We start from the raw sequence: 14,829 nt of genomic DNA, 5'->3' as shown, positions 1-14,829 counted from the left end.
AGCGAAAATCAGTGGCTGCACAAAGATCTCCGTTTTCCGTTGTAATGCGTCACAGCGACATACTGGTTGCCCTCGCTGTCATTACCATTGTGGTGATGATGATTATTCCTCTGCCACCAGTAATTCTAGACATTTTTTTAGCGTTGAATATCACTCTATCCTTAGTTATCGTTATGGTTGCCATCTATAATGTTGAACCACTGCAATTTTCCGTTTTTCCGTCTTTATTGCTGATGACTACCTTATTCCGGCTAGCGCTTAATGTATCTTCGACAAGATTGATATTGCTTGAAGGATATGCGGGTGAAGTCATTACCGCATTTGGAAACTTTGTTGTCGGCGGTAATGCAATTGTCGGTTTCATCGTCTTTGTCATTTTAATTATTATTCAATTTATCGTTATCACCAAAGGCGCGGAAAGGGTCGCCGAAGTTGCAGCCCGTTTCACTCTGGATGCAATGCCCGGTAAACAGATGAGCATTGATGCGGATCTTAATGCAGGCCTTATCGGAGATACTGATGCAAGAGAACGACGCAGAAAGATACAACGAGAAGCCGACTTTTATGGTGCTATGGATGGTGCTAGTAAATTCGTCAAAGGGGATGCCATCGCCGCCATTATTATTATTATTATCAACATCGTCGGCGGCTTTGCTATTGGTATGATCGACCGCAACATGTCTATTACTCAGGCATTGCAGAACTATACACTGCTCACTGTTGGTGAGGGATTGGTGAACCAAATTCCAGCACTTTTGATTTCGACTGCCACTGGTATTGTCGTAACCAGGGCGGCGTCTGACGCAAACCTAGGGCATGATATTACAACCCAGCTACTAACAAATCATCGAGTCTTTGCCATCACAGGCAGCGTGCTGGTCTTTCTGGCTATGGTTCCAGGACTTCCTGCAATTCCCTTCTTAATTTTGGCGTTTGTTGTGCTTGGGATTGCCTATATCCTCTTTACCGCACAGAAAGATAGTGCGGAAACAGAGATTAGCCGCCAGGAAGAGCGAGAGATCGAAGATGTTCGCAAACCGGAAAATGTCTTAAACTTGTTGCAGGTTGATCCAATGGAGCTTGAGATTGGTTATAGCTTAATCCCACTAGTTGATGCTGGACAGGGCGGCGACTTGCTAGATCGCGTCGTCATGATCCGACGGCAGTGTGCGCTTGAGCTTGGATTGATTGTTCCAACTATCCGCATTCGAGACAATATTCAATTGAAACCCAATGTCTATGTCATCAAAATTAAAGGTGTGGAAATTTCCAGAGGCGAACTTATGCCTGATCATTACTTGGCAATGAACTCTGGAGGCGCTTACGAAGAAATTAGTGGTATTGAAACAGTTGAACCTGCATTTGGTCTTCCTGCTAAATGGGTGCCTGACTCAGCCCGAGAAAGTGCAGAGTTGGCTGGTTATACAGTTGTCGACCCTGTATCTGTCCTAACTACTCACTTGACAGAGGTCGTGAAATCATACGCGCATGAGATACTTGGTCGTCAGGAAGTACAAACTCTCGTTGATACGGTTAAACAGAATTACCCGGCTGTTGTGGAGGAATTGATCCCTAACACGGCTAGCATCGGAGATATTCAAAAAGTGCTGGCAAATCTCTTGCGTGAGCGGGTTTCCATTCGTGACATGGTGACCATTTTAGAAACACTTGCCGACTATGCACCTTTGACCAAAGATCACGAGATACTAACAGAATATGTACGCCATGCTTTAGCCAGACAAATTTCAAAGCAGTACATTCTTAACAATGTACTTACCTGCATTACCGTTGATCCACAATTAGAAAGCACCATCACCGCCGCTGTTCAGCGTAGTGAACAGGGATCATACGTGGCACTTGAGCCGAAAATGATGCAGGCCTTTATTAACAGTCTTTCAGGTGAACTTTCCAAACTAACTAATCTAGGCTACCAACCATTAGTATTGACGAGTCCTGCCGTAAGACTTTATTTCCGGAAGCTAACGGAGAGAGTCGCACCTAACTTAACCGTTTTGTCATATGGAGAAATTGAACCCAAAATAGAGGTGCAGGCATTAGGGATGGTGAAAATATAAATGAAAGTCAAAGTGTTTTGTGCTAATACCATGCAAGATGCGATTAATCAAGTCAAAACCGATTTAGGACGGGACGCCGTTATACTGCAAACTCGCAGGTTGAAAAAAGGAGGACTCTTTGGCTTTTTTGCAAAAGAACAGTTTGAAGTGATGGCTGCCATTGACAATATAGCGAAAGTAGCTGTTCAACAGCCAAATCCATCATACTATCCAAATACTCCACCACCTGCTAAATCTTTTTCGCCTCATGAAGATCATGGAATCCTTGCTTTACGCCAAGATGTCTCAAATCTGCAAAAATTGATGGAACATGTGGTTACTGCTCTGCCAGGAACTGCACCTACAGCTTCTCCCTTAGTCGACCTATTGATTAGCAATGACGTTGAGCCTGATGTGGCCCGAGTACTAACCCAAGGATTGCCTGAAATCATGGACGAATCGCGATTAGTAATTATGAAAGAGTTACTTAGAGACCGGATCAGTGGTCGCCTTAAACGGGTCGAAATTATCAGTCCACACAATGCTTCTTGCCAAATCGCTGCGTTTATTGGTCCTACTGGTGTCGGCAAAACAACTACAATCGCGAAATTAGCAGCGAATTTCTCTCTTAAGGAGGGACGACGCGTTGCATTAATTACTGCTGACACTTATCGCATTGCCGCTCTGGAACAATTGAAAACATATGGTGACATAATTGGCGTTCCACTGGATATCGTGTATACGCCCCAAGAGTTAAGAGAAGCAATCGCCCGTCATCGTGATAAAGATCTCATCTTGGTTGATACGGCAGGCCGTAGTCCGAAAAACCAGCAGCAACTTCAGGAACTGCAGACTTTGCTCGCTGTGGAACCGTCTATGCAGGTTCATCTGGTTATGAGTACGACCACCAAGTATAGGGAAGCGCTCGAAGTGGTTAACCGTTTCTCCGAGTGTTCACCGACCAAATTTCTGTTTACTAAGGTTGATGAGGCAGCAAATATCGGAACTATCATTAACCTGCTGTATCGTTTTCCAATGTCCCTGTCTTATATCACGACAGGACAAAACGTACCAGATGATATCGAAATTGCTGATCCACAAAAACTTGCAAATCTGCTTTCGAGGAATTAGCCATGCACGATCAAGCAGAAAAACTTCGTCAAATTGTGCAAACCACTCGTGAAATACCCAGAAGTCGAATTATTAAGAACAGCAGTGGCTCAAATGCGCGTGTTATCACCGTTACTAGCGGCAAAGGTGGCGTTGGCAAAACTAATTTTACCGTTAATTTAGCCTTAGCTCTGGCGGAATTAGATCAACGAGTGCTGCTAATTGATGCCGATCTAGGCATGGCTAACGTGGATGTCGTACTTGGATGTTCAGCCAAATATAGTATTCTAAATTTGCTAGAGGATCAATACACGCTGCGTGATGTGGTTGCCGAAGGGCCTTGTGGAATCAAGTTTATGACAGGTGGATCTGGCATATATCATCTGGCTAACTTAAACACTATGCAATTGCAGCGAATTACCTCCCAAATAACACAATTTGATAATTGGGCCGATATTATTCTTATTGACACTGGTGCAGGCATAAATCAAAATGTCTTGAACTTTGTAATGGCTGCGGATGAAGTGATTATCATAACAACTCCAGAGCCGACAGCAATCACCGACGCCTATGCGATGATGAAAGCCTACGTCAGCAACAAGGGCTCGTCACCGCTAAACCTAGTAGTGAACCGTGTCCTTACTCGCGATGAAGGTCAAAGCGTCGTAGACAAGTTAAATAAGGTTGCTACGCGTTTTCTTGGTCAAACGATAAATGAGTTAGGCTTTGTATATGAAGATCAAAACGTGGTTAAATCGGTTAAAAATCAGACTCCGTTCTTGCTGGCTTATCCTGACTCTATCTCAGCCCGATGTGTTAAAAAAATCGCTAATCGTTTGCTCTATGGTGAAAACAACATTTCCCACCCTCGCGGTATTAAGGGATTCTTCGATAAAATCTTACGGCTGTGGTAACTTGAGGAAGGAGGCTGAATGACAATCGAATCGTCTAATGTTATAAAAATTAACCAGTTAGTCGACATTTATTTAACGCATAATCTTCGTGGCAAACATTATCGTAGCCGAATTGAAGAAGTTCACTCCCATCATCTAGTGCTAGCAATGCCTTTTGATAAAGGCTTCCCCGTATACGCTTCAGTTGGATCACCAGTCTATGGCAAAGTTATTACAGACTCAGCGCCGTATCTATTCGTCAGTCACTATATAGAAAAGCAAATGACACCATTGCCTGTTTGGATTATTTCGCCGCCTACTGAAATTACTAAGATCCAACAACGTGAGTATGTCCGCATTGATGCAAAACTTCAAGCAACAGTTACGCTTATTGACCAAGAAGAGGAGTTGCCGCCTGCTAAGCTGACTATAAATGATATTAGCGGTGGCGGAGTTCGTTTAATTTCGCTGCAGCCCTATCCTGTCGGTGTTAACCTTTTGATAACTTTTGAAATTCCAGGCCAGGAGATAATTGAAACAATCGGCCAGGTAGTACGCTCCGAACAACCACAGACCGATCGAACTGTCTATTGGATAGGTGTGAAGTACGTTGGATTGCAAGAGCGGCAACGAAACAAGATCATCAAATATGTGTTTCAAAAGCAACTGGAACGTCACCGTCGAGGTTTTTAGCAGCTAAAGCGAGGTGAGAAAAATGATTAAAATTCTTATCGTCGATGATTCAGCGTTTATGCGTAAACTCTTAAGCGATGTTTTTGCTGCCGAATCAGATTTTCGTGTTCTGGATACTGCGCGTAATGGCAAGGATGCGATCGATAAGGTTAAAAAGCTAAAGCCAGATATAGTCACATTAGATGTGGAAATGCCAATACTTGATGGTATCAAAGCGCTGGAAACCATTATGCGTGAGTGTCCTCTGCCGGTCGTCATGATTAGCAGTCTAACACACGCAGGGGCAGAAGCGACCCTGCAAGCTTTAGATGCAGGGGCTGTAGACTTTATCGCAAAGATAGCTGGGCCAATATCAAATATTGCTGGAATACGTCAAGAAATTGTTGATAAGTGTAGAGCTGCGGCCCGTGTAGATGTTAGCAGACTTTGCCACAAGGGATCGGTTCGTGCGCCTAATCCTGTTTATCCTTCTCCAGTTATTTCTCCAGCATTGCCAGAACGCATCATAGCTATTGGTACTTCAACCGGAGGGCCAAGGGCATTACAAGAAATTCTAACTCGTCTTCCTGGTAATCTCGGCTGTGGCATTGTGATTGTTCAGCATATGCCACCTGGTTTCACGAAGTCCTTAGCTGACAGATTGAATAGTTTGTCCGCATTGGAAGTGAAAGAGGCTGAGACAAATGACATAATCCGTCCAGGTTTGGTGTTAATCGCACCAGGAGACTCTCATATGACATTAGCTCGTAGTGGTGCCCAAACTATTATTGTTCTTGGCAAAGAACCCCCTATTGGCGGACATCGTCCTGCTGTTGATCCAATGATGGAATCAGTTGCCAAGATTTATGGCGCAGGGGCGATTGGTGTGCTGCTAACTGGCATGGGACACGACGGGGCCAAGGGTATGCAGCAGATAAAACGGCAAAATGGCATCACCATAGCGGAACATGCATCTACGACCGTGGTCAACGGTATGCCAAAATCAGCAATTGAACTAGGTGTTGTTGATGTGGTAATGCCCCTTCACGATATAGCAGCAGAAATTGTTAAAAAAACGCAAAGCAAAACGGGAGGTGTTTAATATGAGTATCGATATGGATCAATATATGGGCATGTTTCTTGAAGAATCCAAAGAGCATCTACAGGCCTTGAATCGCTGTTTGTTGGATTTAGAAAATGATCCTCAGAACTTAGGCCTACTTGATGAAATCTTCCGCAGTGCTCACACCATCAAAGGCATGTCTGCAACGATGGGCTTTGCTCCAATCGCTGAGCTCACGCACGAGATGGAGAATATTCTCGACATGCTGCGGAAATCTCAACTTACGGCAGATCATGATATTATTGACACTCTGTTTAACTGTATTGACATGCTGGAACAACAAGTAGAGAGCGTAGCAAATAATACAGGCCAAGCTCCAGATATTCACGCATTAGTTAGTCAACTAAGCAGTTTGGCTAAAGGTGAAAAACCTTCGCATGTCATACCAGTCAAGTCCTCGGAACCTAGTACAACCGACTCTCCAACCGAACCAGTAGCTTGTACTCACCTGAGCGAGTCTGAACTCTATGTCATAAAAGCGGCAGAGCATAAAGGATACCAGGCTTTTGAAGTACAGGTCATATTAAAAAAGACCTGCCTATTGAAATCGGCGCGCGCCTATATGGTTATGCGAGCCTTGGAAGAGTTGGGTGAGGTTATAAAAAGCGTACCATCCACTGAGGATCTAGAAAAAGAACAGTTTGAATATGAATTTCAAGTCATCCTTTTGAGTGACGCTGACCCTGAGAAGATTTCCCAGACAGTTCAGTCTATATCAGAAATTGAAACAGTCGTACTACTACCATGTCTGGATATGATTGCACATCCGGAGACTGGCAATGTTCAACAAATAAACAGTTTGCCAGTAACTGCTTCAGAAAAGCCTCAGGCAAATACCACTACACAGCAAGATAAAAAAATCAAAGGTGGCCAATCAGTTCGCGTTGATATTGATAAGCTCGACAGCCTGCTCAATCTAGTCGGTGAATTGGTTATAAACAAAACTCGGTTGGAACAGATTGGAATCACGCATAAACTCTCTGATTTAGTTGAAACCATTGAGCAGATGGATAGAGTGACAACCGATCTGCAAGCAGTTGTCATGAAAGTCCGAATGGTTCCTGTTGGACAGGTATTCAATCGTTTTCCCCGAATGGTTCGTGACTTATCGCATGAGTTATCAAAAGAAATAAATTTGGTGATTCAAGGTGAAGAGACTGAATTGGATAGGACTGTCATCGATGAAATAGGTGATCCACTTGTTCATCTATTGCGTAATGCCATTGACCACGGCATTGAGGAACCATTGCTTCGCCGCCAAAGTGGAAAAAATCCAATTGGCGAAGTGCGATTGATTGCCCGTCATGAGGGCAATCATGTCGTTATTGCAGTTGAAGATGATGGAAGTGGAATTAATCCAGAGGTCATTCGGCGCAAAGCAGTTGAGAAAGGACTCATCAGTCAGGCCGATGCCGAAAAAATGGACAATGCAGAAGCTGTCCGCATGGTGTTCTTGCCTGGATTTTCTACTGCTGACATCGTAACCGACATCTCTGGGCGCGGCGTTGGAATGGATGCAGTTAAAACAAAGATCGAGTCTCTTGGCGGTACGGTAGAGGTTGAGACTAAACAAAACCAAGGAAGCCGTTTTAAAATTCGTTTGCCTCTGACCTTAGCGATTATACAGGCCTTACTGGTGGCAGTTGGTGAAGAGAAGTATGCAATTCCACTAGGATCTATTGACAGCACGATTAATATCCAACCGAGCGATATTAAAACAGTTCAAAATCAAGAAGTAATTTTATTAAGAGGCCAGATTATTCCTATTGTGCGTCTGGCAAATATCCTTTCAGTTCCTGGTATTCAAAGTGAGCAACAAGAACTATTTGTGGTCGTTGTACATATGGGTGATCATCGTGCCGGTATTATTGTGGACACGCTTATTGGGCAACAGGAAATTGTCATTAAATCTTTGGGGAAATTGCTTGCTGGCATCAAATCGATTGCCGGTGCCACGATTCTTGGCGATGGCCAAGTGGCTTTAATTCTCGATGTTGGCGCTTTAATGCAATAGGAGGTGAAGACGATGGAACAAGCAGCATATGCTGGAGAAGAATCACAATTAGTTGTATTTAAGTTAGATAAAGAGGAATATGGGATAAGTATCCTTCAAGTCCAAGAAATCAAGCGTATGACAGATATTACTCGGGTGCCTCATACACCAGATTATATTAAGGGAGTAATAAATCTACGAGGCAGTGTTTTACCTGTGTTGGATCTAAAAAAACGACTTGGGCTTCCTAATGGCGAATATACTGACAATACCCGAATTATTATCGTGAATTTACATGATATGGCAGTAGGATTAATTGTCGATGGAGTCTCTGAAGTAACAGCAATGGGGACTGAGCAAATTGAGTCTTCGCAATCTGTCGCCGGAGTCAATGGCTCGAGCTTTATCAGTGGAGTCGGAAAATTGGACAACAGATTACTTATTCTGCTTAACCTTGACACCATTATTATCGGCGGCCAGGAAGAAAAAGTGGCATCACTCTGATTAGTTATAAAAAGAGGTGGACTATATGTCAGAGGAAATACTTAAACTTTCAGAAATGCAAATTGATGCCTTACGGGAAGTTGGAAATGTGGGGGCTGGTAATGCGGCAACAGCTCTTTCACAAATTATCAACCGTCAAATTGATATGACTGTTCCAAGAGTAACTATTATGCCACTAGGAGATGTCCCGGACGTTGTCGGTGGACCGGATGCGATGGTAGCTGGTGTATATTTTCGCGTTTTTGGTCCTGCACCAGGCAGCATCTTGTTTCTGCTCCCTCGCGAAAGTGCTTTTTCTCTAGTGGACATGCTTATGGGGCGTGAAAAAGGGCATACTCAGGCGCTAAATTCCCTGGATGAATCTGCCCTAATGGAGATAGGCAACATTCTATCTGGCGCATATTTGAATGCACTCTCGTATTTTACTAAGTTTACTCTGCTACCTTCGATTCCTGCCTTGGCAGTAGATATGGCTGGGGCTATTCTCAGTATTATTCTAATCCAGATTGGCCAAATGGGTGATCACGCTCTAGTCATTGAAACAGAATTCACTTCAGCAGGCGGTGGAGTAAAAGGCCACTTTTTTCTAATTCCTGACCCCGGCTCACTCAACGTCATCTTAACGGCAATAGGGGTGAAGGAATGATGTCAGAACTGATTAAGGTCGGTATGGCAGACTATAAAGTGGGTCGCGCTCCTGCAAGTCTTATTACCTATGGACTTGGCTCTTGCATTGGAATCGCTATTTATGATCCTGCAACAAAAGTTGGCGGTTTGGCTCATATTATGTTGCCTGACAGTAAACAGGCGCGCTCATCGGAAAATCCAGCTAAATTCGCGGATACAGCCATTCCGCTAATGGTTAATGATATGATTAAATTGGGTGCGAGCAAGATGCGGTTACGAGCCAAAATTGCAGGCGGAGCGCAAATGTTTACGTTCTCAAATTTAACAGATATCATGCGCATTGGTGAGCGTAATGCTGAGTCTGTGCGGATAGTGTTAAAAGCATTAGATATTTCAATTATTGCTGATGATACTGGAGGGAATTACGGTCGAACAGTAGAATTAAAGCTTGATAGTGGTGGTTTCCGTATCAAAACGATTGATAAAGGAGAAAAGGAATTGTAAGTAATGAAGATGACGTTAACACATCTATTAACGCTGATTACAGCCACAACTGCACTAATTTTTACTTTACTAGCTGGTATTTCGTCACAGATACCCTGGTTAAGTCTGTTGCAGAGAATAACGATATCTGTCATGTTCTTTTCTATAATTGGTTATGTGGTGGGTATTTGGCTAGAACGACGTCTCCCCTCTTTGCCGCCTGAAGACACAAAAGGACAGCATTTCGATGCGGCAAGCGAGCCAGCTAAGGATTCTGGAAACTTCGATCCGTTTACGCCTAATAACTTTGAACGCATAGATAGGTCGTGATCCGTAGGCGCTTGGAGGTTGGGCTCATGATAGAACGTACTGGTCTTCAGGCGACGGAAATCGCCGATCTTTGGTTAGAATACCATCGGCAAAGGCGACCTGAAATCAGAGAAAAATTAATCGCGAATTATTTATCACTTGTTAAATTAGTGGCCGGACGTATCGCAGTCGGGCTGCCAATGCATATTGACAAGGATGATTTGGTCAGTAACGGTTTCTTTGGCCTGCTTGATGCCATTGAGCGATTCGATCCACTTCGAAACATTAAGTTTGAAACCTACGCTGTATCTCGCATCCGTGGTTCGATTCTTGATTCTCTGCGAGCTCAGGATTGGGCGCCAATTAGTGTTAGACAGAAGGCAAAGAAATACGAACAAACACTTGCGACATTAGAGGCCCAGTTAGGCCGCTCTGCAACTGATGAGGAAGTTGCAAAAACACTTGAGATCAGCCTCGACCAATTATATAGCATGCTTGCGCAGCTTAATGCCGCCGCAATCATTCCACTAGATGAGTTTATCAAAGACGAGTCTTTGACCAATAGTACGATCAGCCCATTACAATATGTTGAGGATGAAGCTGTAAAAACCACCTTAGCTGAAGCAATTGATGCATTGCCGGAAAAGGAGCGAATTATTGTTTCTTTATATTATTATGATGGGCTTACACTGAAAGAAATCAGCCTTGTGCTGAAGCTTACTGAAGCACGTATTTCTCAATTGCATACAAAAGCAATTCTTCGTCTTAGGGGGGCATTGACGCGCATTCAGTCCAGCCTAATATGAACTTGATTGGAGGAGCGGGGCATGGATAAAAACGGTTTAGGTGGATTTAATATAGACAAAAGCGAATCAGCAGACCAACGCATTGTCATCAGTACTGATAACAATGGGACCTTCCTGACCGTATATCCCCCTGTGGCGGGAGCCAAGCCGGTTACTGAACCGGAGGTCGTCGAGGCTTTAAGGGTAAAGGAAATAACAAACTATCAATATCCGTTGATCCTTAAGACTGTGAAAGAGGCCACTGGATCACCTGTAAGAATTATTGCCCCACAGGCGCAACTGAAAGAGCCAGATATTCAAGTTCTTGTTGAACGTGACAGAATGGAAGCTTTTGTTATTATCTCTGCGTCAACCAACTCTCGACTAGCGACCGTAGACGAAGTCATGGTTAAGTTAGAAGCCGCTGGTATTCGTTATGGGGTGAATCAGGAGAGCATCAAACGTGTTTGTCAACAACCAGGGCCAAAATTATCTGTAGCAACTGGTCAGCATCCGAAAGATGGCCAAGATGCTCAGATTGTGTATACATTTAATTTGGATAAGAATTCCAAGCCAGCTGAAAATGAGAATGGAAGCGTTGACTATAAAAATATCAATTTATTCACAACTGTCAGCGAAGGCGACATCTTAGCTGAAAAAATACCGGCTGTTCCAGGCAAACCGGGCATTGACGTCTTAGGAAACTCTATTCAACCAAAGCCGGGACGCGATCTTCCATTGCCAATCGGTAAGAATGTTATCGCAGTTGAAGGAAAAATAATCGCTGGCATATCCGGCCAGGTCATGTTTATTAATAATAAAGTTCACGTTGTTCCTGTGATTGTTATTAATGGCGATATCGATTTTTCAAGTGGAAATATTGAATTTACTGGCAATGTGACTGTAAAGGGGTCTGTTCAGCCTGGTTTTTCTATTAAGGCTGGAGGCGACATCGAAGTCCAGGGAACAGTTAGCGGCGGGATCGTTGAAGGAAGAAATATTACCATTCGCATGGGGATTCAAGGAATGCACCGCGGCCACGTAAAGGCCAGTCAGAATGTATATGCCAAATTTATCGAAAATTCAAACGTATTCGCTGACGGAGATGTATACGTCAGTGATGTGATTTTGCATAGTCGCGTAAATGCAAAACATAAAGTGGTTGTAGAAGGCCGCCGTGGCATTGTCGGCGGACAAATTACTGCAGGTGAAGAAATTCGGTCCAAGGTCGCTGGCACACAACTTGCGATCGTAACCGAGTTAGAGGTAGGGGTTAATCCTGCTCTGCGTGAAGAATACCATAATTTACGTAAAGACATACACAAAGTAGAAAACACTCTCGATCAAACACAAAAATCTTTACAAGTCATGCGCTCTGTAGATCAAGGCTCTTTGACTAACGAAAAGCGAGAATTGTTGCTTAAGTTGACAAAAGCGCAGTTTCAACTCGCAGGACAAGCTGAGACTATGCGCAATCGCATTATACAGATTGAAGCAGATCTTGATCAAATTCGGCAAGGACGTATTCGTATTGCTGAAGGAGTATATCCTGGTGTAAAAATTGTCGTGGGTACTAATGTCAAGTCTGTGCGTGAAACGCTTCGCTTCGTAACTTTCTATGTAGATGATGGGGAATTGAAAACTAGCACCTACAATTAATGAACAGGCGGGATCACCATGAACATCCGGTCAATTGACCTGCAGGTATTAATTCCGCACGCAACTGAGGTCAGTAAAATACAACATACCGCTAACCAGCAGACTGCATCGCAGCAACATGATTTTGCATCTCAGTGGCAAAAAATATCGCAGGATCGCCAACAGCAAGTCCAAACAATTAATCAATCAGAAGGCGGAAAAATTAAAGAAAAGAAAGAGGCGCAAGACAAACGCCGGGACCAGGGTAGGACGAAAGAACAAGCACAGCGTAAAGACGATAGAGTCCAACTGCCTCACGCACCTCAGGCGTTTCCAGATACTTCGCTTGGGCATACAATTGACATAAAAACCTAAGAGGTGATGGTTGTGCCAACCGGGATACTACTAGTCGTTTTACTGTTGGTAACTGTATTTATTTTTGTATATAAACGCCAAATGCTGTTGAAGATGTTTTCTATTAATATTGCTACAATGGCAGATGAATTTCGCACTCAAATGGAAGTCACAGCTGATCAAGCAGTCAAAAAGTTAGAGAATCAGATGGCCCAACTTGAATATATGTTAGAAGAAGCTGATGCCAAGATAATAACACTCGAAAACCGGTTGCGTGAGGCAGAACAGAAAGGCATTCCCTCGGCTCCCGCTTCAGTACCATACACAAGTGACTCTCCTCTATCGACATCGATTCCGCAGTCACAACCGGCGCAAATTGCAGACAAGTTACAGGAGGTTGCCCAAGATAAACGTCAACAAGTCATGTTGATGCACCGTCAAGGATATACTGTTATCGAAATTGCCAAAGCTACCTCTATGGGAAAAGGGGAAGTTATGCTAGTTCTTGAACTGAATAAAAATGGATAAATTGAAAATACTACCATTGTATTTCTGTGAATATAAATTGTATTGAAATAATCCTATGATTTTTTTTAATGCCCTTGAGATCTCGTGCTGGCTGTGGTATACTATCATACGGTGTAAAATACACACGCATTATGATTTTGCGGTCTGTGCCGGGGGTTACCGGAGAAAGCAACAGATGAGTAATGCGGAGGAAAAACAGGAGGTGCTTTATTTTGTCAGTAATATCCATGAAACAGCTTTTAGAAGCTGGTGTACACTTCGGTCATCAAACTCGTCGGTGGAACCCGAAAATGGCGCCCTATATTTTTACAGAGCGCAACGGAATCTACATTATCGATCTGCAGAAGACCGTAAAAAAGGTTGAAGATGCTTATAATTTTGTTCGCCAAATCGCTGGCGAGGGCCGGACGATTCTTTTTGTTGGCACCAAAAAGCAAGCACAAGAAGCGGTAAAAGATGAAGCCACTCGTTGTGATATGTACTATGTTAACGAGCGCTGGTTGGGCGGAATGCTTACCAATTTCCAAACTATCCAGAAACGTATTAGTCGTTTGTGTGCGCTTGAAGATATGGAAACCAAGGGCATGTTTGAAGTTCTACCGAAAAAAGAAGTTATCACTCTTCGCCACGAAATGGAACGTCTGCAAAAGTTCCTAGGCGGCATTAAAAATATGCGGAAGCTACCAGGCGCCCTGTTTGTCATTGATCCCCGCAAAGAGCGAATTGCTGTTGCCGAAGCACGCAACCTGGGTATTCCCATTGTTGCCATTGTTGATACTAACTGTGATCCTGATGAAGTCGACGTAATTATTCCGGGTAATGATGATGCTATTCGCGCTGTCAAGCTTCTGACAGGCAAAATGGCTGACGCTGTTCTCGAAGGACGTCAAGGCGAGCAAATGAATGCTGCAGCTGGGGAATAGTAACAGATAAAATGGTGAGGCCGCCCGGCGAATTGTTGCCTCGATGCATCGTGGGACGAACCGTCGGCGGCCTCAAAACTTAAAAATTACATGATTCATGACATATGATGACAGGAGGATTCAATACATATGATTACGGCTGAAATGGTTAAAGAATTGCGCGAGCGTACCGGGGCCGGCATGATGGATTGCAAAAAGGCATTGACCGAAATGCAGGGCGATATGGAAAAATCGATTGATCACCTTCGCGAGAAAGGCTTGGCTGCAGCTGCCAAAAAAAGTAGCCGTGTTGCCGCTGAAGGAATAATTGAGGCATATATTCATGGTGGCGGGCGCATCGGTGTCCTCCTTGAATTAAACTGTGAAACCGATTTTGTTGCTAAAACCGATACTTTCCACGCACTGGCACGTGACATAGCCATGCAAATTGCAGCTGCAAACCCTGGCTATGTACGCCGTGAAGAGGTCCCCGCGGAAATCGTCGAGCATGAAAGAGAAGTTTTACGCGCACAAGCACTTAATGAAGGAAAACCTGCCAATATCGTCGACAAGATGATTGTGGGACGGATTGAAAAGTTTTACAAGGAAAATTGTTTGATGGAACAACCATTTATCAAAGATCCGGATAAAACTATCACTAGTGTTATTAATGAATATATCTCCAAGATTGGTGAAAAGATTTCGATTCGTCGCTTTAGTCGTTATCATGTTGGCGAAGGAATAGAAAAGAAATCATCTGATTTTGCTGCTGAAGTTATGGCTGCTGTGAACAAATAACCTAGAAAGAGAACACCGATGTGTTCTCTTTTTGCCAATAGGTGAGATTTTATTTT

General features: G+C 43.6%; 16 protein-coding genes. All 16 read left to right on the top strand.

Translation table 11 applies throughout. The features are described from left to right. Positions 1 to 11 precede the first annotated feature (11 nt). On the top strand, positions 12 to 2,075 hold the full coding sequence (gene flhA / locus AXX12_RS05600) for a flagellar biosynthesis protein FlhA (RefSeq protein ID WP_066239326.1): 2,064 nt from the start codon (positions 12 to 14) through the stop codon (positions 2,073 to 2,075). Further along, the gene (gene flhF, locus AXX12_RS05595; RefSeq protein ID WP_066239323.1) at positions 2,076 to 3,185 is read left to right on the top strand and encodes a flagellar biosynthesis protein FlhF; all 1,110 of its coding nucleotides are present in this window, start codon (positions 2,076 to 2,078) and stop codon (positions 3,183 to 3,185) included. Between the two features lie 2 nt (positions 3,186 to 3,187). After that, positions 3,188 to 4,078, top strand: a complete 891-nt coding sequence (locus AXX12_RS05590; protein ID WP_066239320.1) for a MinD/ParA family protein — start codon at positions 3,188 to 3,190, stop codon at positions 4,076 to 4,078. 18 nt (positions 4,079 to 4,096) lie between these two features. Beyond that, positions 4,097 to 4,750, top strand: a complete 654-nt coding sequence (locus AXX12_RS05585) for a flagellar brake protein (protein WP_066239317.1) — start codon at positions 4,097 to 4,099, stop codon at positions 4,748 to 4,750. 22 nt (positions 4,751 to 4,772) lie between these two features. Next, positions 4,773 to 5,831 carry a protein-glutamate methylesterase/protein-glutamine glutaminase gene (locus AXX12_RS05580; RefSeq protein ID WP_066239314.1) on the top strand — a complete coding sequence of 353 codons (1,059 nt, stop codon included), beginning with the start codon at positions 4,773 to 4,775 and terminating at the stop codon, positions 5,829 to 5,831. Position 5,832: 1 nt separating this feature from the next. Beyond that, a complete protein-coding gene (locus AXX12_RS05575; RefSeq protein WP_066239311.1) occupies positions 5,833 to 7,866 on the top strand; it encodes a chemotaxis protein CheA in 2,034 nt (677 codons plus the stop codon). Between the two features lie 12 nt (positions 7,867 to 7,878). After that, complete coding sequence (locus AXX12_RS19200) at positions 7,879 to 8,349, top strand: chemotaxis protein CheW (protein ID WP_066239308.1); 471 nt, start codon at positions 7,879 to 7,881, stop codon at positions 8,347 to 8,349. 25 nt (positions 8,350 to 8,374) lie between these two features. Then, complete coding sequence (locus AXX12_RS05565) at positions 8,375 to 8,995, top strand: chemotaxis protein CheC (RefSeq protein ID WP_066239305.1); 621 nt, start codon at positions 8,375 to 8,377, stop codon at positions 8,993 to 8,995. Next, positions 8,995 to 9,480 carry a chemotaxis protein CheD gene (locus AXX12_RS05560; RefSeq protein WP_066240310.1) on the top strand — a complete coding sequence of 162 codons (486 nt, stop codon included), beginning with the start codon at positions 8,995 to 8,997 and terminating at the stop codon, positions 9,478 to 9,480. The genes AXX12_RS05565 and AXX12_RS05560 overlap by 1 nt, the downstream gene beginning before the upstream one ends. 3 nt (positions 9,481 to 9,483) lie before the next feature. Next, the gene (locus tag AXX12_RS05555; RefSeq protein ID WP_066239302.1) at positions 9,484 to 9,789 is read left to right on the top strand and encodes a hypothetical protein; all 306 of its coding nucleotides are present in this window, start codon (positions 9,484 to 9,486) and stop codon (positions 9,787 to 9,789) included. 26 nt (positions 9,790 to 9,815) lie between these two features. Continuing rightward, positions 9,816 to 10,574 carry a FliA/WhiG family RNA polymerase sigma factor gene (locus AXX12_RS05550; protein WP_066239300.1) on the top strand — a complete coding sequence of 253 codons (759 nt, stop codon included), beginning with the start codon at positions 9,816 to 9,818 and terminating at the stop codon, positions 10,572 to 10,574. Between the two features lie 21 nt (positions 10,575 to 10,595). Next, complete coding sequence (locus AXX12_RS05545) at positions 10,596 to 12,212, top strand: DUF342 domain-containing protein (RefSeq protein WP_082816723.1); 1,617 nt, start codon at positions 10,596 to 10,598, stop codon at positions 12,210 to 12,212. Positions 12,213 to 12,230: 18 nt separating this feature from the next. Further along, complete coding sequence (locus AXX12_RS05540) at positions 12,231 to 12,566, top strand: hypothetical protein (RefSeq protein ID WP_066239296.1); 336 nt, start codon at positions 12,231 to 12,233, stop codon at positions 12,564 to 12,566. A 12-nt stretch (positions 12,567 to 12,578) separates the two neighbouring features. Continuing rightward, on the top strand, positions 12,579 to 13,073 hold the full coding sequence (locus AXX12_RS05535) for a DUF6115 domain-containing protein (RefSeq protein ID WP_066239293.1): 495 nt from the start codon (positions 12,579 to 12,581) through the stop codon (positions 13,071 to 13,073). A gap of 212 nt (positions 13,074 to 13,285) precedes the next feature. Continuing rightward, positions 13,286 to 13,996, top strand: coding sequence for a 30S ribosomal protein S2 (rpsB, locus tag AXX12_RS05530; RefSeq protein WP_066239290.1), 711 nt, complete (start codon positions 13,286 to 13,288; stop codon positions 13,994 to 13,996). 129 nt (positions 13,997 to 14,125) lie between these two features. Next, the gene (gene tsf, locus AXX12_RS05525; RefSeq protein WP_066239287.1) at positions 14,126 to 14,773 is read left to right on the top strand and encodes a translation elongation factor Ts; all 648 of its coding nucleotides are present in this window, start codon (positions 14,126 to 14,128) and stop codon (positions 14,771 to 14,773) included. The last annotated feature ends 56 nt before the right edge of the window (positions 14,774 to 14,829 follow it).

It is taken from the genome of Anaerosporomusa subterranea (assembly GCF_001611555.1).
GTDB lineage: Bacteria > Bacillota > Negativicutes > Sporomusales > Acetonemataceae > Anaerosporomusa > Anaerosporomusa subterranea.
This window is presented reverse-complemented; position numbering and strand designations above follow the sequence as displayed.